We start from the raw sequence: 25,296 nt of genomic DNA, 5'->3' as shown, positions 1-25,296 counted from the left end.
GTCGTGTCGTCGTGGTCCGACCGATCATGTCCTTCAAGATTTGTCCCGGAAGACATGTCCGATCGATACTGCGCGATCGGACATGCCCTTCAGGCACGCGATGTTCCGCGCCGGTCGCCCGTCCTGAAGACCACGCGCCGTCCGGCCGCCTTGCGTCAGCGGCGGCGATGCAGGCGGAAGCGGGTCGAGCCGTGGATCGCCATGGTGATGCCGGCGGCCAGCAGGGCCACGCCGATGCCGAGGACCGTGAGGCCGGCGGTGCGCATCTCCCGGTCGCGCCCGATGCCGGCCAGCATGGCGCCGGCCAGCGTACCGCCGACGCCGTAGCCCGACGCCAGCATGCCGCCGAGCAGCAGGCCGCGGCGGCCGGGCTGGACGCGGGCGACGTACTCGCCCTCGAGATCCTTGAGGAAGAAGGTCCGCGACGGCATCATCTTGTCGCCGCCGAAGTAGAACGGGTAGCCGGCGCGGCCGTCGATGACGTGGCCGCACGGGGCGCGACAGACCGAGCGGGCCCCGGCGAGACCGGCGCGGGCAGCCTGCGGGCTGACGGCGCCGATCGGGGCGATCGCCTCGAGCAGGTGGACGTCGGCCGGGCGCGTGAGCTCGATGAAGATCCGGGGGCGGCTCGGGCCGGGGGCGACCTCGTCCTCGGCGGCGATCACAGTGCTGCCCGCCGGGACATGTCCCGGAGGCTGCGGGACATGTCCTTCGGGACCGATCGTCGCGGCGCCGGCGAAGGTGGTCGAGGCGATGTCCGCCCACGGGATCCTCCGCAGGCCGCCGGTGAGCTGGATGACGACCTCGCGGTCCTGGTGGAGCTCGAGGATCGTGCCGCGCAGGACGCTGCCGTCGCGCAGGATCACGGTGTCGTAGGCGGACGGCGGCGGGGGCTCCTGCACCGGCATGGGCGGCGGGGGCTCGACGACGCGGACGGCCTCCTGCGCGGGGACGGGCGCAGGTGCGGGCGTCTGGGCGCGGGCGGGCGCGGGGGCGCCGGCCAGCGCGAGCGCGACGATCGTGACGACGGCGGCGCTGCGACTGGGCATCGGCGGCGGTTCTAGCACGCGCGGCGAAGCGACGCTGCCCTGCACGGGTTCGCGCCGGACTCTGACCGGCGGTCGCGCGCGTCGAGAGGGCGAGGCGGGGCGATGCCTCGCGCGTCGCTCGGGTCGGGTGTGAGGCGATGCCTCGGGCGGTCGCTCAGGTCGGGGTTGCGAGACGACGAGGTCGCCCGGACGGGTCATCGAGGCGATGCTTCTCTGCACGGGTTCACGCCGCCGTCGGGGGTCGAGTGCGTGAGGCGAATCGAGGCCTGACGGCCCGAGACCATGCCCGGATCGAGTGCGTCCGGCGAAGCGGGCCCTCACTGCCCGTCGTGCCGGTCGGGGTGTGCGAGGCGGCGGGATGCCTCACTGGCCTGGTTCGTGCCCGCTCTGGCAGGCGGTCGCGTTGGCCTCGGCGAGGCCCGGGGGTTCGCCGAGCAGCTGGCCGCGCTGGCGCGCCGACAGGCACACCGGCGAGGCGGCGCGCAGGCGGGCCTTCAGGGTCGCTGGGGCGAAGTCGGCGGTCCACAGGCGCAGCTGGCCGTCGTCGCCGGCCGAGGCGAGGTGCGGGCTGGCGGGGGCCCAGGCGAGCGCGCGCACGGGGCCCTGGTGACCGGTCAGGACGACCGGCTCGTCGCGGCCGTCGAGCGGCCAGACGCGGACCGTGGCGTCGTCGCTGGCGGTCGCCAGGGCGGCCCCGTCGGGGCGCCAGGCGAGCGCGCGCACCGGTCCGCTGTGCTCCTCGAGGATCGTCGGCGCGCCGCCGGCGAGCGGCCAGATCCGGACCCGGCGGTCCCACGAGCCGGTGGCCAGGCGCTGGCCGTCGGGCGAGAACGCCAGCACCGTGACGCTGCCCGAGTGGGGGCCGAACTCGCGCGGGGCGGCGGCGGGGTCGTGGGCGCTGTAGAGGCGGGCGGTGCGATCGGCGGCGCCGGTGGCGAGCTGCCGGCCGTCGGGCGAGAAGGCGAGGGCGGTGACGCTGCCGCGGTGGCCGGTCAGCGGACGGGATGTCCCTTCGGTCAGGTCGAACAGGCGCGCGCCGTCGGGCACGGCCAGGGCCGCGCGGGCGAGGTCGGGGGCGACGGCCGCGGCCGCGACCGCGGGGTCGAGCGGGCGCGGCTTCAGCGGCCGGCGGGCGTCGTCCCAGCCCTGGAGCGCGCCGGCGCGGGTGAGCGTCAGGACATGTCCGTTCGGACCTGTTCCGAGGAACAGGCTGGGAGACTCCGGGCCGGCGAGGGCGGCGACCCGCGCGGGGCCGGACGGGTCGGCGCCGCTGCTCATGGGTGGCTCGAGGGGCATGTCCTGAGGACCATGGTCGATGAGACCTGTCCCCATGGGCATGGCCGAAGAGACATTTGAGTGAGATGGTTTTGGAGGCAGGTCCGTGGAGACATCGTCTTCACGCCCTGTCTCGGAGGTCCTGCGGCCGGGGCCGGGCAGGCCGGCGGGGGCGAGGTGGAGGGCGCGGCCGTCGGCGCGGACGGCGTAAAGGCCGGCGGCGGTCCAGACCAGGTGGTCGACGGGGCCCCCGAGCGGGACGGCACGGACCAGCGGGTCGCCGCCGCGGACGCGCCAGACGCGGGCGGTGCCGTCGCGCGAGGCGGTGACGACGTGGTCGCCGGAGGGGCTGAAGCCGGCGGCGACGACGGCCTCGCCGTGGCCGCGGAGGATCAGCGGCATGTCCCCGGGGACAGGTGCGCCGTCGACCGGCCAGACGCGGGCGGTGCCGTCCTGCGAGGCGGTGACCAGGCGATCGCCGCCGGGGCTCCAGGCGAGGGCGTAGACGCGGCCGTCGTGGCCGCGGAGGGTCCGCCGCGGCGCGCCGCCGGCGGTCCACAGGCGGGCGGTGCGGTCGAGCGAGGCGGAGGCGAGGCGCTCGCCGTCGGGGCTCCAGGCGAGGGCGACGACCTCGTCGGCGTGGCCGCGCAGCAGGGCCGGCGCGCCCTCGCCCTGGGCGTCCCACACGCGCACGAGGCCGTCCTGGGCCCCGGTGGCGAGCCGGCGGCCGTCGGGGCTGAAGGCGGCGCTGCGCACCGCGCCGCTCGGGTGGGGCAGCGAGCGCGGGGGACCGCCGCGCAGATCGACGATCCGCGCGGCCCCGTCGGCGCCGGCGGAGGCGACGAGGTGACCTGTCCTGTCGAACAGGACCGCATGGACAGGCCCCTCGTGGCGGGCGAGCTCGCGCGGGCGCGGCGGGGCGGCCTCGAGGTCCCAGGCGCGCACGCGGCCGTCGCCGCCGCCGGTGACGAGGGTGCGGCCGTCGGGCGCGAGGGCGAAGGCCCGCAGGTCGTCGCCGGCGCCGGCGGGCAGACGCACCGGCGGGTCGCGCCACACCGCGGCGCCGTTCTCGGCCCCGCTGACCAACTCGCCGCCGGGGGCGAAGGCGACGGCGCGGACCGGGCCCTGGTGCTCGTGGATCTTCAGGACATGGTCGTCGGGCCATGACCACAAGGTCACGCGCCGATCCTCGCCGGCGGCGGCGAGCCGGGCGCCGTCGGGGCTGAAGGCGGCGGTCAGGAGGGCGGCCCCGCGGCCCCGCAGGACGGCGGCGCTGACCGGGTGCTGCAGGGCCGAGACGGCGGCGGGCACCCACCCGGGCGCGGCGGCGGGGTCCTCGACCTCGCGCAGGAGCGCCAGCACCGTGGTCGGATCGCCGCGCGCGCCGGCCAGGGCCTGGGCCAGGCGGTTGGCGTCGCGGGCCCGCGCGGCCTCGTGGACGGCGCGGCCGGTCTGGCGCTCGGCCTCCTTGCGCTGGGCCTCGGCCTCGCGCCGGCGCCGTTCGGCCTCGGACAGGGCGTGCTCGGCGAGGGCGGCGTGAGCCTCGGCGTTGAGGCGCTGGGCCTCGGCGGCCGCGAGCGCGTCCTTCAGCGCGGCCTGGGCCCGCTGGGCCTCGGCGAGCTGGGCCTTGGCGTCGATGAAGGCCCGGTCGCGCTCCTGCTCGGCGGCGGCCCGCTCGTCCTCGGCGGTCCGGCGCTGGCGCTCGGCGGCGGCCTCGGCCCGCTGGGCCTGCGCGGCCGCGTCGGCGCGCTCGCGGGCGACGACGAGGAGGCCGACGACCACGCCGACGACCGCGAGGCCGACCAGGGCGGCGCTCCGGCGGGTCCGCCAGGCCCGCTCCGGGTCGCGCTCGAGCTCGTCGAGCAGGTCGTCGATGCTGGGCCAGCGCGCGGCGGGGTCGACCGCGAGGCCGCGGAGGACCGCGCGCCGCAGCCAGGCCGGGACCTTGCTGTCCTCGGGGACAGGTGATACGGCGCCCGCGAGCACGCGGCGGGCCAGCTCGAGCAGGTCGCGGCCGGCGAACGGCGGGGCGCCGTAAAGGGCCTCGTAGAGGGCGACGCAGAACGAGAACTGGTCGCTGCGGGCGTCGACGGGGCGGCCGAGGTGCTGCTCCGGGGACATGTAGGCCGGCGTGCCGAGGATCGCGCCGGTCTCGGTGAGGGTGGTCGAGAGCTCGACGCGCGCGCCGGCCTGGACGATGCTGCCCGTCGGGACAGGTGCAGGCGCGGGCGCCTCGAGCGGCTCGTCGCCGGCGTGGCGGACGAGGCCGAAGTCGCCGACGCGCACGCGGCCGTCGTCGCCGACGAGCACGTTGGCCGGCTTGAAGTCGCGGTGGACCAGGCCGGCGTGGTGGGCGGCGGCGAGGCCCCGACCGGCGGCGACGAACACCTCGCGGATCTCGCGGATGTCCCGGGGGACAGCTTGCAACCAGTCGCGCAGGTTGGGCCCGCGCACGAACTCCATGGCGACGTAGACCTGCTGCTCCCAGGCGCCGACCTCGTGGACCGCGACGACGTTGGGGTGCGACAGGCGGGCCATCGCCTGCGCCTCGCGCAGCAGCCGGGCCTGGTTGTCGGCCGACTCGCCCGAGCGCAGCAGCTTGACGGCGATCCTGCGGTCGAGGCGCTCGTCGTAGGCGGCGTAGACCACGCTCATGCCGCCGGCGCCGATCTGCCGCAGGACGGTGAAGCGGCCGATCTTGGCCGGGGCGGCCTCGCCGGGGAACAGGCGGGCCTTGATCGCCTCCATCGCCAGCCGCTCGGGGGCGAGCGCGTCGCCGCGCCGCGCCTCGCTGGCCAGGCGGCTGAGGTGGCGGGCGTCGTCCGGCGCGGGCGCAGCCGAGGTGCCGGGCGACGTGGCCGTGTCGGCCTGCTCGAGGCTCGTGTGCTGCCGGCCCGCACGGGCCGTGGACTTTGCGCCTGCCACCGCGACGACCAGGATCCCGGAAACTGCGCCGGGCTTCAACGCATCGGCCGGCCCGGCGGGCCTTGTTCCGAGGGAGGGGTGGTCTACCATCCGAACGACGTGCCTGCCGCGATCCCCGCCGCCGTCGTCCGGGCGCCCGCGCGCGCCTCCGCGGGCCCCGAACGGGCCGACGACAGGCCCGCCGTGAGCCCCGAACGGGCCGCCGACAGGTCCGCCGCGGGCGAGGGGGTGGACGCGGGCGAAAGGCCGGCGCGAGTGGATGGCGAGGCAAGGGCCGGCGCGGCGGAATCGGCTGTCCGTTCGGACAGGTATCAATACCACGCGCCTGTCCGAACGGTCATGCCCACGCTACCAGGGGATGATCGAACCGACATGTCCATGCATCCGGGGGATGTCCGAACGGACATGTCACGACAAGCGGCCGCGGATGTCGTGCTGCTCGGTGGGGCCTCGCCGATCGGGACCGCTGTCCGCGAGGACAGGTCGACGCACCAGCTGGGTGTCCGAATGGGCATGTCACGACGGGCGGGGTCGGGTCCGGGGGTCGTGCGGCGCGGCGCGATCTTGGCGGCCGATGTCGCTGTCCGAAAGGATAGGTCCCCGTGGCGCGTGCATGTCCAAACGGACATGTCACATCGAGCGGCGCCGCGCCGGGCCCCGGTGATGAGGAGACCTCCCTGGCGCGCGGCGTTGGCGGCGTGGCTCGGGCTCGTGCTGGCCGTGGCGCCGGCGTCGGGCCGGGCGGCGCCCGGGGATGTCCGTTCGGACATGTCTGTGGAGACACCCGAGATCGAGGCGCCGCGGTCGGCGGCGCAGGCGGGGGTCGACGAGGCGGCGGAGCTGTCGGCGGCGGCCCAGGCGCGGCTCGAGGCGGGTGACCGCGACGGGGCGATCGCGCTGTGGCAGCGGGCGTTTCGCGCCTTGCCGGGCGGGTTCGGCTACGCGCCGCGGCGCGTGACCGCGGCGCTGGCGATCGCGGGCGCAGAAGAGGCCGCCTTCCGCGAGACGGGCGACGCGGCCCGGTTGCACGCCGCGATCGCGGCCCTCGACGCCTACCTCGGCGGGCTCGACCCGACCGACGACGAGAACCGCGTCGGGGTCGAGGGGCGCAGGGCTGAACTTTTGGCCATGTACCGGAGCGCATCCGCGCCGGAGGGCCCGCGCCCGGCCCCGCCGCTCGAGCCGGCGCGCCGCGGGTTCGACCGCAAGGCGGGGCTGGCGGCGGCGGGGCTCGGCAGCGCGGCGGTGGTGGCCGGGGTGGTGGCGCTGGCCGGCGGCTTGACGGGGCGCGCAGCCGACGACGACCTCGCGGCCGTCACGGCCCAGCCGTGCCAGGGCGACGACCCGCTCGATCCGTGCGGCAGCGACACCGCCCGCGAGCAGCAGAAGACCGATCTGGTGGCCGAGGGGCTGCGCGCCAACCGGATGGCGCTCGTCGGCGGGATCCTGGCGGGGGCCCTGCTGACGGCCGGCGTGGCGGCGCTGATCGCCGGGGCGATCCGCGGGCGCACCCGGGTGCAGGCGCGGGCGGGGCGGCTGGTGGTGCGGTTCTGAGCCGCGCGGCGGATCCGCCGAGCGCGGCCCGCGAGGCGGGCCCGAGGCGTGAATCATTGGCTGTCTGAACGGACATGTTCAGCGTGAATCATTGGCTGTCTGAACGGACATGTTCAAAAAGTCATGTTACGGAGCGAGGCGAGGAGGTGCTTCTTCCCGCTGTCTCGACGGACAGGTGCTTGGTTCAGGAGCCTCGGGGCGCGGAGCTGAGAAGCGAGAAGCTGCTCCTCCGCTGTCTCGAGGGACAGGTGCTCGTATCAGGAGCCTCGGTGCGCGAGGCTGAGAAGCGACGGGCCTTCGGAGCGGCCAGCAGAGCGGACAGGTGCTCGGCCGACGAGCACCGGCTCGGGCCTGATGGGACAGCGTCGAGAGCGAGGCCGACATCCGGTGCGGCTCGCGGTCGAGGTCGCCGGCTTCGATCCTCTGGGCGTTGTCGTGCCCTGGACACGGCCGGCAGCAGGGAAAAGCCGAGCCCGCCGTCGGCGTGCACGCGCGCGTGGGTCCGGGCGTCGAGGTCGTCGCCGCGGGTGTCGGCGAACGCGAGATCGACGAAGCCGTCAGCGTGGATGTCGATCGGCTCCTGCGCGACGCCGCCACCGCCGTCCGGCACAGTCCGGTTCGAGTCGCGCGTGTGCGGCCGCCGCCCCCCGCGAAACCGCCAGGAAGCGCCGCGTGAGGGTCGGCTTGCGGCGCGGGAGAAAGGCCAGGGCTATCATCGCCCGCCATGATACCGCCGGCTGCAACGCCGCCCCATGCCGACAAGATCGAGCTCGCGGGCGTGCAGGAGACGCTGCTCATCACCCTCCACGCGCGCGCGCTCGAGAGCCGCTCACCGGACCCGATCCTCCGCGACGAGACGGCGGAGCGGCTGGTCGACACCATCGCCTACGACTTCGCGCGTCTCAAGTCGGCCCAGGGCGACCGTTTCACCACGTCGGTGCGGGCCAAGCAGCTCGACGCGTGGACCCGCGAGTATCTGGCAGCGCACGCGGACGCGACGGTGCTGCACCTCGGCTGCGGCCTCGACAGTCGGGTGATCCGGGTCGCGCCGCCGTCGACGGTGCGGTGGTTCGAGGTCGACCTGCCGGACGTGATCGCGGTGCGTCGCCGCCTCTATCCCGAAATCGCCGGCGTGCAGACGATCGGCGCGTCGGTCACCGAGCAGGAGTGGCTGCTGCAGATCCCCGACGACCGACCGACCCTGGTGGTGGCCGAGGGCATCCTGCCGTACTTGACCGCGGCCGAGGTCGAGGACCTGCTGCGCCGGATCATCGTCCGCTTCCCCGCGGGCGAGGTGCTGTTCGACGCCCTGAGCCCGCGCGCGCTGCGGGCCCAGGGCCTGCACAGCAGCCTGCGCAAGACCGGGGCGCGCCTCCAGTGGGGCCTCGACGACCCGCACGAGCTCGAGAGCCACGTGTTCGGCCTCGAGTTGATGGACGAGTGGCCGCTGGTCGGCTCGCCCGACGCGGCCAAGCTCGGCTGGGTGCAGCGCAAGCTGGTGCAGTGGGCCGCGAAGGTGCCGAGGATCGCGCGGATGCACCGCGTGCTGCGCTACCGGTTCTGAGGCAGGCGCTTCGGGCATGTGCCGAAGGACATGGCTCTCGAGGCATGGCGCATCGGACATGCCCCCGAGAGCATGTCCGAAGGTGCTGCAGGCGCCTAGGGGCGGCGGCGGCCGCGGAGGCCGATCCCGCACAGGCCGAGGATGACGAGCGCGTTGAACAGCTCGCCGGTGCGGGTGTAGAGCGTGCGGTAGTCGGGGTCGATCATCGGCACGTCGGCGACGAAGCCGGCGGCGGAGAGCGGGCCGTCCTCGTCGGGGTTGGTCGAGTCGATGCGCTGGAGCAGGCGGCCGGCGGGGTCGACGTAGACGCTGATGCCGGCGTTGACGCTGCGCAGCAGGGCGCGACGGTTCTCGATCGTCCGCAGCACCGCGAGGCCCATGTGTTGGTCCTGCTCCTTGGACTTGCCGAACCACGAGTCGTTGGTGAGGTTGACGAACGCGTGGATGCCCTCGGCCGCGACCCCGCGGGCGAACCGCGGCAGGATGTCCTCGTAGCAGATCAGCGGGCCGAGCCGCCACTCGTGCTGGCCCTCGGGACCTGTATGCACGCGCAGGGCCTTCGGGCCAGGCCCCGGGTTGATGTGCGAGGCGGAGGGGACCATCTCCTTGAACCAGTGCGGGTCGACGAGCGGCGTGTACTCGCCGAACCACAGCGGGTAGACCTTGTCGTAGTTGTCGCCGAGGCGGCCGTCGGCCTCGAGCACGCGGGCGGTGTTCCACGCGAACTCGCTGACCTTGCGGTCGGCGGTGACGACCCCGAACACCAGCGGGATGGTGAAGTCGCGGCGGACGCGGCGCGGGTTGGCCTGCGGCAGGTCGAAGCCGTCGCCGCGCGGGAGCGCGTAGGAGAACGGGTAGGCGGTCTCGCCCCACAGCAGGACCTCGGCGCCCTCGGCCTCGAGGCGGGCCGACTCCTGCTGCTCCCTGCGCAGGATCTGGAACTTCATCCGCGGGTTGCCCCACTCGGTGATGCCGAAGTTGCCCTGGACGACGCCGACCTTGAGCTTGGGCGACTCGGCGATCATCGCGTCGATCTGGGCCATGCGGATCGCGCCGTAGAGCGGGGTGCCGACCAGGGTCGCGCCGGCGACCGCGAGCGCGCGGCGGTTGATCGTGCGCTGGAGCAGCCAGTCGCGCAGCGCCGCGTAGAGGCCGGCGTTGATCAGCAGCTGCACCAGGCCGACCGTGGTGACGCCGCCGATCTCGGCGACCTGCAGCCACAGCGGCTGCCAGCACCACATCAGCGCCAGGTACGACGGGAAGATGTGGGGCAGGACGGCCTCGCCGGCGACCCACACCAGCGGCGCGAGCAGGAGGACGTCGCGGCCGGTCCGCTTGCGCAGCCAGTTGAGCGCCGCCGCCGGGACGGCCCACTGCAGGCCCTGGAAGGCGGCGAACACGAGGTGGACCAGCAGGGTCGCCCAGGTCGGGAAGTCGGCGAAGCGGATCAGCAGCTCGGTGAGCCAGTAGAAGCCGAAGAACACCGTGAAGATGCCGCACATCCAGCCGAGCCAGAACGCCTTCTTCGGCGCGAGGCCCTCGATCGCGGCCAGCCAGAACACCCAGCCGACGAAGCCGAGGTACCACTGGTTGTAGTCGGGCGAGCCGAGCACCATGCACACGGCGCACAGCAGCGCCGCGGCGACGCGGAGGAGGCCGCGTTGCCGCCGCGGCAGCTGCTCGAGGCGGGCGTACAGGGCTGTCTTTTGGGACATGTTCTTCGGGACTTGCAACACCGCCACCGCGGCGCGCAGCGACGCGGACGGCGCGGACGGCAGTGTCGGGTCGGCCTCGGACATGGCTCAGCTCTCGGGGGTGGCGGGCAGGTCGCGGTGGCGGATGTAGAGCTCGGCCAGCTGGGCGTCGTCGGCCCCGCTCGGGCAGCCGGTCATGAGGTCGGTGCCCTTCTGCGTCTTGGGGAAGGCGATGACGTCGCGCAGGCTCTGGGCGCCGCACATCAACATGCTGAGGCGGTCGAGGCCGAGGGCGATGCCGCCGTGGGGCGGCGGGCCGTAGCGGAAGGCGTCGAGCAGGAAGCCGAACTTCTGCTGGATCTGCGCCTCGGACAGGCCGAGCGCCTGGAAGATCTTGGCCTGCACGTCCGACTGGTGGATACGGATCGAGCCGCCGCCGACCTCGTTGCCGTTGAGCACGAGGTCGTAGGCCTGCGCGAGCACCTGGCTCGGGTCCGAGTCGAGCAGCGGGAGCTGGTCGAGGCGCGGCGAGGTGAACGGGTGGTGGGCGCTGACGTAGCCGCGCTCGCTCTTCTCGAACAGCGGGAAGTCGGTGACCCAGAGGAACCGCCACGGGTCGGAGGCCGAGTGCTTGACGAGGTCGAGGCTGTCGCGCAGCTCGAGCCGCAGGGCGTTGAGCGCGGCGTGGACGGTGTGCGGCTCGTCGGCGACGATGAGGATCACGCTGCCCGTCTCGGCGCCGGCGCGGGCGCTGATCTCGGCCTGGAACTCGGGCGTGATGAACTTGGTGAGCGGCGAGCTCCACGAGCCGCCCTCCTGCACCTTGGCCCACGCGAGGCCCTTGGCGCCGCCCGACTCGCGCTTTTTGACCAGCTCGGTCAGCTTGTCGATGCGGCCGCGCGACAGCGGCTCGGCGTGGGCCGCGGGCACCACGATCGCCTTCACCAGCTTGGCCGACTCGAAGATCTTGGCGCCCGAGCGGTGGGCCGGGTCGGTGATGTCGACGAACTCGAGGCCGAAGCGGAGGTCGGGCTTGTCGCTGCCGTAGCGGCCCATCGCCTCGGCCCAGGTCATGCGCGGGAACGGGTCGGGCAGGGTGACGCCGAGGATCTCGCTCCAGGCGCGCCGCATCAGGCGCTCGATCGGGGCGAACACCCGCTCGGGCGTGGCGAAGCTGATCTCCACGTCGATCTGGGTGAACTCGGGCTGGCGATCGTTGCGCAGGTCCTCGTCGCGGAAGCAGCGGCAGATCTGGAAGTACTTGTCCATGCCCGCGACCATGAACAGCTGCTTGAAGATCTGCGGCGACTCGGCCAGGGCGTAGAACATCCCGGGGTTGAGCCGGCTGGGCACGAGGAAGTTGCGCGCGCCGCCCGGGGTGTACTTCACCATGTAGGGCGTCTCGAGCTCGAGGAAGCCCTGCTCGGCGAGGGTGATGCGGGTGAGCGTGGCCAGGCGCGAGCGGACGACGAAGTTCTTCTGCAGGCTGGGCCGGCGCAGGTCGAGGTAGCGGTGCTTGAGCCGCAGGGCCTCGCTGGCGTCGAGCTTGTCGTCGTCGGCGACGTTGAAGGGCAGGATGTCGGCCGGCGAGAAGACCTGCAGCTCGGTGGCGTTGACCTCGATCTCGCCGGTGGCCATGGCGGCGTTGGCGTTGTCGCCGCGGGCGATCACGGCGCCCTTGACGGCGACGCAGAACTCGCCGCGCAGGCCGGTGGCGGCCTCGTAGGCGTCGGCGTCGAGGTCCTTGCCGAACACGACCTGGGTGACGCCGAAGCGATCACGGAGCTGGACGAAGATCCGGGCGCCGAGGTCGCGGCGGCGGTGGACCCATCCGAAGAGGACCACGGTGGCGCCGACGTCGGCGGCGCGCAAGCTGCCGCAGTCGTGGGTGCGGCCGTGTTCGAGCAAGGTGGACATGGCCCGGGAATGTAGACGATGTTCGCGGTCAGTGCGAGCCGGTTCCGGCGAGGACCGGCGGCTCCGCCTCGTCCGCGACGAAGCCGCGGCCGTCCCAGCGGTGGTAGGTGCGCGTCACGCCGCCGGGTCGAACGGTGTACAGGGCGTAGGCGCCGTGACGACCTGGCTTTTGTGACAGATACGTGCCGGAGCCGACGCCGTGGACCGGGACCTGGACCCCGCCCGGGCCGGGCAGCGCGCCCTCGAGGCGCCGGTGCTCGTGGCCGTGGAGGATGAGCTCCGCGCCGTGCTCGGCGATCACCCGCCCGAAGGCGTCGAGGTCGAGCAGGTCGTGGCGCGGCTTGGCCACGCCGCGCACCACCGGGTGATGGATGAGGACCACCCGCGACAGGCCCTCGGCGCCGAGCCGGGCCAAGAACCGGCCGAGGCGGGCCAGCTGCTCGTCGCCGACGCGGCCGACGGCGTAGAGCGGGAGCGACGGGATCGCGGTCGACAGGCCGACGAGGGCGACGTCGCCGAGCCGCTGGACGAACGGGTAGTCGCTGCCCGGCTCGCGCTCGCCGTCCATGAACGCGGACATGTAGTGCTCGAACCGGTGCGCGCGCGCCGAGCCGCGGGTGTAGGCGTCGTGGTTGCCCGGGATGACGGTGACCGGCATGCCCGCCGCCTCCAGGTGGCGCTTGACGTGCTCGAACTCGGACTCGAGCGCGAGGTTGGTCAGGTCGCCGGTGATCACCAGCCGCTGGGCCTCGTGCGCGTGGGCCGCGGCGACGATCTTCTGGAACATGCCGCCGTCGTACTTGCGGCTGCGGTTGAGCAGGAGGTTGACGCCGCCGGTCAGCCGCTTGTTGAAGAACCGCTGCGGGGTGGTGCCCGCCAGCTCGAGCAGGTGGATGTCGGAGCAGTGGACGAAGCGCAGGGGCATGGTGATGAGGGCAGGTCGGTAAGGACAGGTGCGATCGTGCAGGTCGTTCGGGACAGGTTCGAACGGGCATGCCCGAAAGGACAGGCTAAAGGTGGTGGATGCCGCACTCCGTCTTGCCGGTGCCGGACCAGCGGCCGCCGCGCTCGTCGTCGCCCGGCGGCCGGGCGGTGCACGGCTCGCAGCCGATGCTGGTGTAGCCGGCGTCGAGCAGGGCGTTGTAGGGGACCTCGTGGTCGAGGAGGTAGCGCCAGGTGTCCTTGCGGGTCCAGGCGACCAGCGGCGCGACCTTGACGACGAGGCTGCCGTCTTCGCGCCGGGCGGTGCCGAGGATCGGGGTGCCGGCGCGCGTGGCGGCCTGATCGCGGCGGATGGCGGTGATCCACACGTCGAGCTGGTCGAGGACGCGGCGCATCGGCTCGACCTTGCGGAGGTGGCAGCAGGCGTCGGGATCGCGGGCGAACAGGTCGGGGCCGTGGCGCTCGGCCTGGGCCCGGATGGTGACGAGCGGCTCGACGACGCGGATGTCGGCGCCCTGGGCCCGGAAGGCCTCGCGCACTGCGAGGGTCTCGGGGAACAGGTAGCCGGTGTCGATGGTGTAGACCGGGACGTCGGGCCGGATCCGCCGCGCGAGGTGGATCAGGGCGCAACCCTCGGGCCCGAAGGCGGAGCTGAGGCCGATCCGCCGCCCGGCCCAGTGCTGGAACACCCAGGCGAGGATGGCCTCGGCCGACTGGCCCTCGAGCGCGGCCGACTGCTCGGCGAGGCGCTCGGTCTCGGGCGCGAAGCCGGCGTTGCCGGGGTCGGATCCGCGTTCAGTCACAGGAGGGGTTGTAGCACCGATCGCGGCGCGAACTGCCGTTCGGGCGGGATGGTGATCGTCACGCTTCGCCGGCAATTCGCCCTCGACGGGGCCGCCGAGGACGAGTTGGCCGCCTGGAGGACGGGTTTTTGCCGCGGTCGCCGGCGGCGAGCGAACGAGCGCGAGGCCCGCAAACGGCGTCAGCGGGGCTGACGAGCTCGTTCGCCGCGGGTGAGCGCAGCCGGCCTCCAGAGAAGTGGGCGAGGACACGCAGATCCCGACCGCGCTCGGTCACGCCCGCGCGGGGCCGAAGACCGAGGTGGCTCTTCGGACATGCCCGAACAGACAGACCACGAGGGGGATGCACGGGCGGCGCCTGCTCGTGCGCCACGGGAGCGGGTTCGTCGGCGAGGGCTCGTAGATGGCCTTCGGGACAGGTCTCGAAGGACAGTCGAGGCGAACGGGCCGCGGCCGGCTCGCGGTCCGGCGGGCCGGCTCAGGGGCCGAGGCGCTTGTCGAGCGGGATGGTGATCATGATGCCGTCGATGCGGCCGATCGCGCCCTCGGCGACGATGAACATGCGGTAGGCGAGGAAGCGCTGGTCCTGCGGCTGGCGGGCGATGGCGGCGTAGTTGCCGGGCGGGAAGGTGCCGGAGACGCTGTAGCGGCCCTGGGCGTCGGTGCGCGCGTGGGCGATCTGCGGGCCGGGGTTGTCGAGGTTGAGCGAGACGCCGGCGAGGCGGTGGATCCCGACCTCGACGTCGGCGACGCCGGTGCCGGGCTCGGAGGTGTCCTCGGCCTCGGTCAGGACCTTGCCGCCGACGTGGACGACGCGCGATCCCTGGGCGTCGGCGAACGAGCAGCGAGCGGCGTCCGGCGAGACGCCGCCGTCGCGCAGGGGCGGCAGGCGTGATTGGGGACAGGTCATCGTCCGGCCGTACGCCTCCTGGTGCGGGTAGCGGTAGCTGGGCCCGCCGCCGATGGTGACGCGGTTGGCGTTGCAGGCGGCCAGAGCGAGACCGAGGGCGAGGCCGAGGCCGGTCGCGGGCACGCGGGGCACGCGGGGCACGCGGGACACGCGGGAGCGGTGGGGCATGTCCGCAGTGTGCCCGCGCCGCCGGGGCCGCGCCATGGCGAGGTCGGCCGCAGCGCAGCGTTGACGAGGGGGGGCCGTTGTGGCCAGATGGGCCGATGTCGGAGCGCCTCCGCGATCCCCTGGGCATCGACCTGCACGCCGGCGTGGGCCGATTCATGCATTCGGTCTACGCGTGGATGGCCGCCGGCGTCGGCCTGAGCGCCGTCACGGCGGTCGCGCTGGGCAGCGAGCCCCGCCTGGAGCTGGCCCGGGCGAGCGAGCTGCGGGTGCTGTTCTGGCCCGGTCTGGCCGTCGCGGTGCTGGTGATCGGCGCGCGCCTCCACCGGCTGCCGCCGACGCTCGCCCGCGTCGCGTTCCTCACGTTCTCGGTGCTGCTCGGGGCGGCGCTCGCATGGCTGGGCTCGGCGACGGCGGTGTCCGCGGAGCAGGTCGGCACGGCCGCCGGGGTGGCCGCGGGCGTGTTCGTCGGCGGGTCGCTCATCGGTTACTACAGCCGCCGCGACCTCAGCCCGTGGGGCGCGGCCCTGGCGACGGCGCTGATCGGGGCGCTGGTGGCGATGTTCCTCGACGCGGCGGCGCTGCGCCAGCCGGGCCTGCACGTGCTGCTGCAGACGCTGCTGGCGGTCGTGTTCGCCGGCTTTGTGGCCTACGACGGCCAGCGCGTCAAGCAGATGTACCGGACGCACGGCAGCCGCGAGAACCTGGCGGTGGTCGGGGCGCTCAAGCTGTACCTGGACTACGTCAACCTGACGCTGGCCACGCTGCAGATCACCGCAGGGCAGTGAGACGGGCGCCACGCCCCGTCGCTGGCCCGGGCCGCCGGCCCCTGGCATGGTTGCGCTTGCAACGATCCCGGAGGCCACGATGGTACCTGTACGACTGCACCCGTTGACGCTGCTGTGCGCGCCGCTCCTGCTCGCCTGCGGCGACGGCAAGCCCGGCGGGCAAGCGAAGAGCATCGCCGCGGCGTTCGAGAACCAGAGCGACCCGGCCGAGAGCGCGAGGAAGGCCGGCGAGGACATGCGCCGCTTGAAAGAGAAGGTCGAGGCCGAGCGCTCGAAGGCGATCGAGGCCGACATCGACAGGGCGGCGACGGTGCCCGAGTCGCTGCCGGCCGACATCAAGACCGCCTGCACCGAGATGCGCGCGGCCTACGACGCCTTCGTCGACGAGCGCCTCAGGGGGGACGTGGCGGAGTCCGAGAAGTGGGCGGTGATGAAGGGGGTCGACCTCGACCCGGCGCAGGAGTTCTGCGTCGCCCAGAACAACCTCCGCTTCGCCGCCTGTCAGACGCACGCGTTCCGCGAGGCCGCGCCGGGCGTCGCCCGCGAGCGCGCGCAGGAGCTGATCGACACCTGCGCGAAGAAGACGGGCGCGCCGACCCGGGCCGAGCTCAAGGAGGCGGAGCGCGCAGGCAAGGCGCTGAAGCCTTCGTGACGCGCAGCGATTCGCCGCGGTGAGACGCGCTGCGGGCAGTCGTCGCCGTGGCACCGCGCGCTTCGTCCGTGGAGCGCTCGGCGTCGACGCGGCGGCGTCCATGCGGGCGGGAATCGAGGCCGGGCGAGGCGCAGCGGCGTCAATGCGGGCCGTCGTCGCGGCGTCGCGTGAGGGCCCAGCCGATCCGCGCCTCGCGGCGCGCCGTTCCGTGCAGGCGCAACGAGTAACGACCGGCCCCGAGTCGGGCGGTGATGCGCTCGCCGGCGGTGACCGTGACCGCGAGGTCGGTGCCGCACTGGCTGCACGGGAACAGCGAGATCGCCAGCGCCGGCGCGAGGGCAGGGTCGTCGGTGATGACTGCGATGTCGTAGGTCGCCTCGACCGGGACGACGAGGCTGCGCATGACGACGACGTCGCCGCCGTAGTAGGGGCCGACGGCGTCGTCCTGATCGCAGGCGAGGCGGCGATACTCGGCGACGTACTCGCCGTCCCACGCGACCTCGGGGGCGCCGCACTCGCTGAGCTTGGGATCGGCGTGCTCGTGCAGGCAGTCGCCGTCGGCGGTGAAGTCGTCGATGGCGCGGTCGAGGCCGACGTCGAAGTGTCTCTCGAAGGCGCGATCGATGGCGCCCTCGCGCGCGACCAGGCCGAGGCCGGCGTACATCGAGAGGAACTCGTCGAGGCCGAAGCGGGCGATCAGCCAGCTGGTGAAGGCGCCGGCGACGTCGTAGTCGAGCGGGGCGATCCAGTTGCTGCCCACGAACTTCCACACGTCGCGCGGGCGCTCCGGCTGCGGCGACCGCCAGGCCTCGAGGCCCTCGTAGGCGCGCGCGAGACCCTCGACGAAGATCTGGGGGCCGACGCCGTAGGCGAAGGAGACGCTGTGCACGAGCTCGTGATCGAGCGGGGCGACCTTGGAGTAGACGCCGTCGTAGACGGCGCAGCCGGCGACTGCGTCGGGGCACGGGGTGCGCCGGCCGAAGTCCTCGGGATCGAGCCAGTAGTAGGTGAAGCGATCGTCGCCGGTCGGCGGGTCGACGCCGAACTCGGCGGACACGCGGGCGACGAAGTCGTCCATGTGCGCGAGGGTGCCGCCGCACAGCTCGAGGCCGGGATCGGGGGCGACGCGCACGTGCACGCCCTCGTGACGCACCGGCGGCAAGGGGTCGCAGGCGAGGCCGAGGGCGGCGGCGAGGAGGACGGTGCGAGTCATGGACGCTGCCTGACGACGGTGACGCCGGCGCCGCTGCGCAGGCCGAGGTCGAGCAGACCGTCGCCGTCGAAGTCGGCGGTGAGGATGCCGGACAGGCCGCCGCGCTCGAGGTCGTGGCGCACGAAGGAGGTGCGACCGTCGAGGTCGCGGCGGCCGATGTGCAAGGCGTCGCCGGTGCCGGCGAGGATCTCGAGCTGACCGTCGCCGTCGAGATCGACGACCGCGCCGGCGCTGGCGTCGGCGAACAGGACGGCCGGCCGCGAGGCGGATCCGCCGGTCCGGCCGTGGAGGGCGACGAGGCCGCCGCTCACGAGCATGGCGAGGTCGCGCAGGCCGTCGCGGTCGAGGTCGGCGACGCCGGCGAAGCCGCCGCTGCGCAGCGCGTTCCACAGGCTGGGCGCGGCGAAGCGACCGTCGCCGAGGCCGCGGTGGAGGACGAGTCCGTCGCTCTGGTGGGCGAGCAGGTCGAGGCGGCCGTCGCCGTCGAGGTCGATCGGGCGGACGTTGGGGGCGGTGCCCTCGAGGGCGATCGGGGTCCAGGTCGGGTCGGCGAAATGGCCGCGGCCGTCGCCGCGCAGCAGGGCGTACTGCGGATCGGGCACGCCGCCCCAGGCGAACAGATCGAGGGCCCGATCGCCGTCGACGTCGGCGAGGGCGAGCTGGGTGAACACGCGCGGCAACTCGAGCGGCGGCGGGTCGTCCGGGGCGGCGGCGCGTCCGAGATCGAGGACGCGGAGGTCGGAGCGCCAGCCCTCGGCCCGCTGGGCGACGACGATCATCTCGGCGTCGCCGTCGTGATCGAGGTCGTCGACTGCCGCGCTCCAGATCCGCTCGGCGCCGGGCAAGAGGTCGCCCAGGGCGCGCTGCTGCACCGGCGAGAAGCCGCCCTGGCCGTCGCCGTGGGCCACCGCGAGGCCGCGCCCGAGGCCGAGGAGGTCGAGGGCGCCGTCGCCGTCGAGGTCGGTGAAGCGGTAGCCGAGGTCGCCGGTGAAGACCGGCTCGTCGGCGATGGCTGTCCCGAAGGACATGTCGTAGACGCGGGCCGGCTGATCGATCTCGTCGACCAGCAGATCGAGCCAGCTGTCGTCGTCGAGGCGGACGACGCGGGTGCGACCGGCGCTGGCCGGGAGGCTCTGGCTGGCCAGCCGGGTCCAGCCGCCGGTCTCGCTGCGCAGCCACAGGGTCAAGGTGTTGCGGGTGGCGCCGCCGCTGCTGTCGCTGCGCTCGGCGAGGATGTCGAGCCGCTCGTCGCCGTCGAAGTCGTGCAGATCGAGCTGGCTGCAGCCGTTGTCGTCGATGCGGGTCGGCTCGCCCGGGGACTCGCCGAGCAGGTCGTCGACCCGCAGCATGCCGACGCCGGTGCAGAGGATGGCGTCGAGGCGGCCGTCGTCGTCGAGGTCGTGGAGGGCGAACTCGACGACCGCGCCGACGCCGTCGAGGGCGATCGTCCGCGGCTCGTCGCCGCCGTCGTCGAGCCGCAATTGATTGCCGGCGACCAGCAGGAGGGCCTGCGGAGCGGCGCCGCCGAGGTCGACGGGGGCGACCGGACCGAGGCCGCCGTCGAACTCGCGCGAGGCGAGCTCGCGCAGGGTGCCGTCGCCGGCGAGCTCGACGTGATCGAGCCGGCTGCCCGACACGAAGCTGCGCCGCAGCAGGAGCTCCTGGCGGCCGTCGCGGTCGCGATCGACGACGAGGACGGAGGCGAGGCCGGGCACCTCGAGCAGCTCGCCGGGGGCCCAGCCGTCGCCGTCCTCGGCGAGGATCACGAGCTTGCCGTACGACCAGGCGACCAGCTCGCGGCCGGGGAGGTCGTCGAGCTCGGCGACGACGACCGCGTCGACGCGCGGCAGGGGCGAGAGGTCGATGTCGGTGACCTCGCCGACGTCGCCGCGCCACAGCTGCAGCGTGGCGGTGCGATCGAGGTCGACGACCGCGTCCTCGGCGTCGGCGGGGACGACCGCGATCTCGTCGTGGCCGTCGTCGTCGAGGTCGAGCGGGAAGGCGCGTCGGGCCGGGCCGGTCTCCCACCGCGGCGCGAGCGAGAAGCCGGGCGCGTCCGGGACGGCCCGCCCGAGCTCGCGCGCGGACCGGCTGGCGAACACGAGCTCGGGCCGGCCGTCGCCGTCGAGGTCGCCGGCGGCCAGCGCCGCGGCGCGCTCGCGCGTGGCCCCGACCTGATCGACGCCCCGCCGCAGGTCCAGGCGCTGCAGGGTGGATGTCTGATAGGACAGGACGTAAAGGACATGTCCTTCGGGTCCGCCGTCGACGGCGACCAGGGCCCGCGGATCGGGGTCGGTGGGCCAGGTGGTGCGCGCGCGCAGGCGGCCGGCGCCGTCGCCGTAGAGGACGCTGACGGCGTCGGCGAGGGCGTCGGCGGTGGCGAGGTCCTGGGCGCCGTCGCCGTCGAAGTCGCCGGCGACGACCGCGAACGGGGCGACGCCGACGGGGTGACGCGGGCCGAGCTCGAGGCCGCCGGCACCGTCGCCGCGCACCAGCTGGACCGCCGCCTCCTCCGCGAGGGCGACTGCGAGGTCGCGCCGGCCGTCGCCGTCGAAGTCGCCGTCGGCGAGGGCGACCGGACCGAGGCCGACCTCGAGGGCGATCAGCGGCTTGTCGGCGCCCAGGACGGCGAGGCTGTGGTCGTCGCGGTGCAGGGTCACGAGCTCGGGCGCGCCGTGACCGTCGAGGTCGACCGCGCGCGGGGCGGTGGGCCCGGGCAAGAGCGTGGGGAGCAGCTCGGCGGGCGCGAGCTCGCGGGCGCCGCGGTTGCGCAGGACGGCGAGGGCGTCGTCTTCGGGGGCGGCGGTGACGACGTCGAGGCGGCCGTCGCCGTCGAGGTCGACGACCGCGAGGCCGTCGATCGCGGCGGCCACCGACCAGGTCGTGGCTGTCCCCGAGGACATGTCCTTTCCGCCCCAGACGACGGTCACCGCGCCGGCGGCCGGGCTGGCGGCGATCAGGTCGGCGGCGCCGTCGGCGTCGAGGTCGGCGACGTGCACCGCCTCGGGGGCGAAGCCCCAGCGCGAGGCCACGGAGCCGGCGAGGTCGAGGCAGCGGCCGCCGAACAGCGGGTGGCCGCCGTCGCAGTCGGGGTCGCGCGTGCAGGCCGTCGCGCCGACGCACGCGGCGAGGCCGAACCACACGAGGACCGAGGGGCGCATCAACCCGAGCACCACGAGACCACCAGCGGGGGCGGGTTGTAAAGCGCCGGCTCGGACCACGGTCGGACCACGACCGGGCGGCGCGAGGCTCGCCGCTCGCGACGGGGAGCTGTTCGCGGCCTCGAAGGGCTGCCGCGCGCAGAGGGCGAGGTTTCGCCGGTGTTCGCCGCGATGCGCCCGGCGAGGCGAGGGCTCGGCGCGCGGACTCGCATGCGCGTTGGCGCGCGGGTGCAGGCGTGAGATGGCCCTTCGGACATGTCCATGGGGATAGGTACCCGGACGGTCAGCGCGGGGTCGGGTCGTCGACGCGGGTGATGGACCAGGCGACGCGGGTGTCGGCGCGCGTCGAGCCGTGCAGCCGCAGCGAGTACCGACCGGCGCGCAGCTCGACGCGCCGGCGGGAGGTGGTGGCGAACGCCGCGGGCGGGTCGTCGCAGCGGCCGCAACCGACCAGGGACAGCGTGGGTTCGGCGAAGATGACGGGGTTGTCGGCGCGCGGGTCGACGACGATCTCGAGCTCGTACGCACCGTCGGCCGGGATGTCGACGCTGCGGAGGACGAGCAGGCCGTCGGACCCGAACGGGCCGATCGCGTCGGGCTCGTCGGCGGCGAGGCGACGGTACTCGGCGTGGCGGGCGCCGTCCCAGGCGATCCGCGGGGCGTCGCACTCCATGAGCTTGCGATCGTAGGCGACCTTCGGGCAGCTCTCCCGCTCGGCCGTGAAAGCAGCGACGCTGTCGGCGAGCGGGACCCCGAACTCGTCGCGGAAGATCCGGTCGATGCCGGCCCGCGAGGGGACCAGGGGAAGCTTGGGCAGGGCGGCCTGGACGGCCGGCAGGCCGTGGCGATCGAGGAGGTCGGCGACGAACGCCCCGGCGGTGTCGTAGTTGACGCCGAACCACAGCACCGAGAGCATCGAGGACCAGACGTCGCGGCGCCCCGCCGGCGGTGGGGCCTCTCCGTGGTCGAGTATGAGGCCGTCGAGGCCCTCGTAGGCGACGGCGAAGCCCTCGCCGAAGAAGCTCGACGAGTCGTAGGCGAACAGGTGCACGAGCTCGTGGTCGAGCATCGCGGCGTGCGAGTAGATGGTGTCGACGACGGTGCAGGCGGTGACCTCGCGGGGACACGGGGAGTGCGCGAGGTAGTCGTCGTGGGTGAGCCAGTAGAAGGTGAAGCGGTCGTCGCCGGTCGGCGCCGCGACGCCCATCTCGGCGGCCATGCGGGCGACGAACTGGTCCATGTGCGCGAGGTTGCCGGCGCACGGCTCGAGGCCGGGGCTGGTGCCGAGGCGGATGTGCTTCCCCTCGAAGCGCGGCTCGGGCAAGGCGTCGCAGGCGGCCAGGGCCGCGAGCAAGAGAAGGAGGCGGGGAGCGATCACTGCACTTGCCTCACGAGGGTCACGGCGCCGCTGCCGATGAAGGTGATGTCGCGCCGGCCGTCGCCGTCGACGTCGCGGGCGCGCAAGGCACCGTAGACTCCCGGCAGCGGGTAGCGGTCGAAGCGGAAGCCGGCGCCGCCGCGCTGGCCGACGTGGAAGGCGCCGTCGGAGCCGAGCACCAGCAGCTCGAGCTCGCCGTCGCCGTCGAGGTCCCCGAGGTCGACGCTGCGGCCGCCGTCGAAGATCGGCTGCAAGGAGCCCGCCGTCGCGCCGCCGCGGAGCAGGACGAGCCGCTCCTTGATTGGGCTCTCGTAGTTGAAGATGACGGCGGCCATCTCGGGGCGGCCGTCGCGATCGAGATCGCCGACGGCGAAGTCGTTGGGGCCAAGGAGGCTCCACAGGCGCCCCGGAGCGAAGCGCGCGTCGCCGAGGCCCGCGGCCACCTCCAGGCTGCCGCTGACGGCGAGGAGGTCGAGGCGGCCGTCGCCGTCGAGATCGGCGCGCTGGAGGCCGCCCCACGCCGCGTAGCTGAACCCGACCTCGCCCCAGCGAGCGTCGGCGAGGCCGTCGTCGACGCGGCGGAGGAACGCGGTCCGGTAGGTGGTGCCGGCCAGGCCCGGCGCGGGACCGACAGGCTGTCCGGCGAGCGGCGCCGAGCCGAAGCTGTAGGCGAGGAGGTCGCTGCGGCCGTCGCCGTCGAAGTCACCGGTGAGGAGGTTGACGTTGGCGCCGGCGGGGAAGCGGACGAGCGGCCGCGGCCGCCGCTCGCCGTCCTCGAGGTCGAGCCGCACGACGGTGTTGCTCCCTCCGGCGGGCGAACCGAGGACCAGCACGAGCTCGTCGGCAGGATCGTCGTCGAGCTGGAGGACGGCGGCCTGCTCCACCGTGGCCCCGTTCACGGTCTGGCGGCGCAGCTCGGTCGGGCCGAAGCCGCCGTCGCCGTCGCCGAAGGCGAAGCCCTCCACGCTGGGCCCGCCGTACGTGCCGGAGTGGACGAACAGGTCGAGCGTGCCGTCGCCGTCGAAGTCGCCGAGGCTCGGAGTGAAGGGGTAGCCGAAGCGCGTCCGCGGACGCGCGCCGAGAGCTGGCCCGAGGGACATGTCCTCGGCGACGAGCTCGCCGGTGGCCTCCTCGCGCAGCAGGGCCAGCCGGCCGCCGCCGCGGCCGATCCACCGCGGCCCGCCGACGCTGGCCACCGCCCGGGGGGCGAGCGAGCGCCACTCGTGATCGTCGCGGTGCCAGGGCGTGAGGACGACGCGCTGGACCCCGTCGACCTGGCTGTCGCCGCGCAGGCTGATGACCTCGGTGCGGCGACCGTCGGCGTCGAGGTCGAAGGCCGCGAGGCGCTCGCACTCCTCCGGATCGAGCACAGTGGCGGGGCCCGGCTCGGGGCCGAACAGGTCGGCGACGTGCACGAGCCCCTGGTCGGCGCAGACGAGCGCGTCGCGCCCGTCGCCGTCGCCGGCGACGAGAAGGAGGGCGCCGCCGCCCGCGAGCTCCGGCCGGTCGATGCTCCGCGGCGCATCGAGCTGGAGGTCCTCGAAGACGACCAGCGAGTCCGACAGGTGGACGACGAGGTCGATGCGGCCGTCGCCCTCGAGGTCGACGGTGGACAGGCCGGACACGAAGCGGTCGAGGGTGATCGGGGCCTCGACCGCCGGGGCGCCGTCCGGCCCCAGGCCCACGACGACGAGCGCGTTGGTGGTGGCGAACACCAGGCGGGCCCGATCGGCGCCGCGGACGACGGCGTAATACCGGGCCTCGCCGACCTCCAGGCCGGGCACGCCGGGGGCGAAGCTGCCGTCGGGACGAGCGACGAGGATGGAGAGCTCGCGCCTGCTCCACACCATCAGGTCGTTGCGACCGTCACCGTCGAAGTCGGCGGCGGTGGCCCCCTGCAGACGGTCCGGGAGGCCCGAATCGAGCGCCAGGTCGAGCGACGCCGCACCGCGGGCGACGGCGAGGACGCGCGGCCGCGGCTGCGACGGATCGGGCTCGGACTGCGACGGATCGGGCTGCGGCGGATCGATCTCGGGCTGCTCGTCGAGATCGATGAGCAGCTCGTCGACGCCGTCGGCGTCGAGGTCGACGGGGAAGGCGGTGCCGGTGGGCTGGCGCTGCCACAGGCGATCGACGCGCAGGCCGGTGTCCGAGGTGAACTCGCCGAGGCCGTTGCTGCGGTCGAGGTAGAGGAGCGCGTCGCGGCCGTCGCCGTGCAGGTCGCCGACGAGCAGCCGAGTCGGGCGTTCGGTGACGGTGCCGAGTCGATCGACGCCGCGCCGCGGATCGACGCGCTGGACGTTCGCTGTCTTTTCGGACAGGACGTAAAGGTCAGGCGCACCGTCGTCGCCGGGCGCCACTGCGAGCGCGATCGGATCGGCCTCGACCGGCCAGCGGGCGCGCGCGCGCAGGCGGGCCTGGCCGTCGCCGAGGAGGATCGTGACTGCGTCGTCGAGGACGTCGAGGGTGGCGAGGTCGACCGCGCCGTCGGCGTCGAGGTCGGCGGCGACGACGGTGGTGGGCGCGAGGCCGACGGGGTGGCGCGCGCCGAGCTCGAAGCCGCCGCGCCCGTCGCCGAGCAGGACCTGGATCGCGCCCTCCTCGGCGACTGCGACGGCGAGATCGAGGTCGCCGTCGCCGTCGAGATCGGCGCCGGCGACGTCGCGCGCGCCGGCGCCGACGCTCACCGGAGGATCGGCGACGAGGTGGCGGAGGATCGTGACGGTGCCGTCGGTCTCGTTGACGACCACGAGCTCGGGCGGGCCGGCGGCGTCGAAATCGAGGGCGACGATCCGGCGCGGGCCGAGGCCGACGGCGATCCGCTCGGGCTCGGCCAGGACGCGCCCGCCCCGGCCGCGCAGCACCGCGATCTCGCCGCTCTGGGGCAGGGCGGTGGCGACGTCGAGCCGCCCGTCGCCGTCGAGATCGGCGATCGCCAGGCCCTGCGTGCCCGCGCCGATCGACCAGCTCGTGGCTGTCCCATCGAACATGTCCCGAGAGGCATTCGACTTCGCGCGGCCCCACACCACGCCGACAGCGCCGCGGGCGTCGCCGGTGCCGACGAGATCGGGGTGCCCGTCGGCGTCGAGATCGGCGACGCCGACGACGCCCGTCGGCAGACCCCAGGTGTAGGTGCGAGCGCCGGGGAGGTCGAAGCAGAGGACGCCGACCCCGGTGCGCGCGCAGGGATCGGCCGGTTCACAGGCCAGCGCGAGCGCGCCGAGCCCCAGCGCGCCCACGAGCGGGAGCCACGGCGATGTCACGCGTCGGGCGCGGCGGTTCGCAGCCATGAAGTCAGCGACAGGAGAA

Annotated in this window: 15 protein-coding genes; 4 read left to right on the top strand and 11 right to left on the bottom strand. The window is 74.2% G+C overall.

Features of this window, described 5'->3' with window-relative positions; genetic code table 11:
- Positions 1 to 155: 155 nt before the first annotated feature.
- A complete protein-coding gene (locus tag O0S08_RS22510) occupies positions 156 to 1,049 on the bottom strand; it encodes a hypothetical protein (RefSeq protein ID WP_269041272.1) in 894 nt (297 codons plus the stop codon).
- Positions 1,050 to 1,412: 363 nt separating this feature from the next.
- On the bottom strand, positions 1,413 to 5,249 hold the full coding sequence (locus O0S08_RS22505; RefSeq protein WP_269041271.1) for a protein kinase domain-containing protein: 3,837 nt from the start codon (positions 5,247 to 5,249) through the stop codon (positions 1,413 to 1,415).
- Positions 5,250 to 6,017: 768 nt separating this feature from the next.
- On the opposite strand from O0S08_RS22505, the gene O0S08_RS22500 reads away from it, so the two are divergent.
- Positions 6,018 to 6,803, top strand: a complete 786-nt coding sequence (locus O0S08_RS22500; protein ID WP_269041270.1) for a hypothetical protein — start codon at positions 6,018 to 6,020, stop codon at positions 6,801 to 6,803.
- Between the two features lie 724 nt (positions 6,804 to 7,527).
- The gene (locus O0S08_RS22495; RefSeq protein WP_269041269.1) at positions 7,528 to 8,367 is read left to right on the top strand and encodes a class I SAM-dependent methyltransferase; all 840 of its coding nucleotides are present in this window, start codon (positions 7,528 to 7,530) and stop codon (positions 8,365 to 8,367) included.
- A gap of 95 nt (positions 8,368 to 8,462) precedes the next feature.
- Here O0S08_RS22495 and lnt read toward each other — a convergent pair whose 3' ends face one another.
- The 5 genes from lnt to O0S08_RS22470 form a co-directional block, all read right to left on the bottom strand.
- On the bottom strand, positions 8,463 to 10,166 hold the full coding sequence (lnt, locus tag O0S08_RS22490; protein ID WP_269041267.1) for an apolipoprotein N-acyltransferase: 1,704 nt from the start codon (positions 10,164 to 10,166) through the stop codon (positions 8,463 to 8,465).
- A gap of 3 nt (positions 10,167 to 10,169) precedes the next feature.
- The gene (aspS, locus tag O0S08_RS22485) at positions 10,170 to 11,978 is read right to left on the bottom strand and encodes an aspartate--tRNA ligase (RefSeq protein WP_269041266.1); all 1,809 of its coding nucleotides are present in this window, start codon (positions 11,976 to 11,978) and stop codon (positions 10,170 to 10,172) included.
- A 28-nt stretch (positions 11,979 to 12,006) separates the two neighbouring features.
- On the bottom strand, positions 12,007 to 12,903 hold the full coding sequence (locus O0S08_RS22480; RefSeq protein WP_269041265.1) for a metallophosphoesterase family protein: 897 nt from the start codon (positions 12,901 to 12,903) through the stop codon (positions 12,007 to 12,009).
- Between the two features lie 85 nt (positions 12,904 to 12,988).
- Positions 12,989 to 13,723: a phosphoadenylyl-sulfate reductase gene (locus O0S08_RS22475; protein WP_269041264.1), complete on the bottom strand. Its 735-nt coding sequence runs from the start codon at positions 13,721 to 13,723 to the stop codon at positions 12,989 to 12,991.
- 475 nt (positions 13,724 to 14,198) lie between these two features.
- Positions 14,199 to 14,798 carry a hypothetical protein gene (locus O0S08_RS22470; RefSeq protein ID WP_269041263.1) on the bottom strand — a complete coding sequence of 200 codons (600 nt, stop codon included), beginning with the start codon at positions 14,796 to 14,798 and terminating at the stop codon, positions 14,199 to 14,201.
- 95 nt (positions 14,799 to 14,893) lie between these two features.
- On the opposite strand from O0S08_RS22470, the gene O0S08_RS22465 reads away from it, so the two are divergent.
- Both O0S08_RS22465 and O0S08_RS22460 read left to right on the top strand, forming a co-directional pair.
- Complete coding sequence (locus O0S08_RS22465; protein WP_269041262.1) at positions 14,894 to 15,583, top strand: Bax inhibitor-1/YccA family protein; 690 nt, start codon at positions 14,894 to 14,896, stop codon at positions 15,581 to 15,583.
- Positions 15,584 to 15,662: 79 nt separating this feature from the next.
- Entirely contained in the window at positions 15,663 to 16,235 is a 573-nt protein-coding gene (locus tag O0S08_RS22460) for a hypothetical protein (protein WP_269041261.1), read from the top strand.
- Between the two features lie 139 nt (positions 16,236 to 16,374).
- On the opposite strand, the gene O0S08_RS22455 is transcribed toward O0S08_RS22460, so the two are convergent.
- The 4 genes from O0S08_RS22455 to O0S08_RS22440 all read right to left on the bottom strand — a co-directional run bounded on the left by O0S08_RS22455 (position 16,375) and on the right by O0S08_RS22440 (position 25,277).
- The gene (locus O0S08_RS22455; protein WP_269041260.1) at positions 16,375 to 17,448 is read right to left on the bottom strand and encodes a hypothetical protein; all 1,074 of its coding nucleotides are present in this window, start codon (positions 17,446 to 17,448) and stop codon (positions 16,375 to 16,377) included.
- A complete protein-coding gene (locus O0S08_RS22450; RefSeq protein ID WP_269041259.1) occupies positions 17,445 to 20,624 on the bottom strand; it encodes an FG-GAP repeat domain-containing protein in 3,180 nt (1,059 codons plus the stop codon). The genes O0S08_RS22455 and O0S08_RS22450 overlap by 4 nt, the downstream gene beginning before the upstream one ends.
- Before the next feature lie 268 nt (positions 20,625 to 20,892).
- Positions 20,893 to 21,987 (bottom strand): hypothetical protein, encoded by a 1,095-nt coding sequence (locus tag O0S08_RS22445; RefSeq protein ID WP_269041258.1) that lies wholly within the window; start codon positions 21,985 to 21,987, stop codon positions 20,893 to 20,895.
- On the bottom strand, positions 21,984 to 25,277 hold the full coding sequence (locus tag O0S08_RS22440) for an FG-GAP repeat domain-containing protein (RefSeq protein ID WP_269041257.1): 3,294 nt from the start codon (positions 25,275 to 25,277) through the stop codon (positions 21,984 to 21,986). The genes O0S08_RS22445 and O0S08_RS22440 overlap by 4 nt, the downstream gene beginning before the upstream one ends.
- Positions 25,278 to 25,296: the final 19 nt, after the last annotated feature.

Source organism: Nannocystis punicea, from assembly GCF_026965555.1.
GTDB classification, from domain to species: domain Bacteria; phylum Myxococcota_A; class Polyangia; order Nannocystales; family Nannocystaceae; genus Nannocystis; species Nannocystis punicea.
Note: the sequence above shows the minus strand (reverse complement) of the source record. Positions and strands in the feature narration are given on the sequence as shown.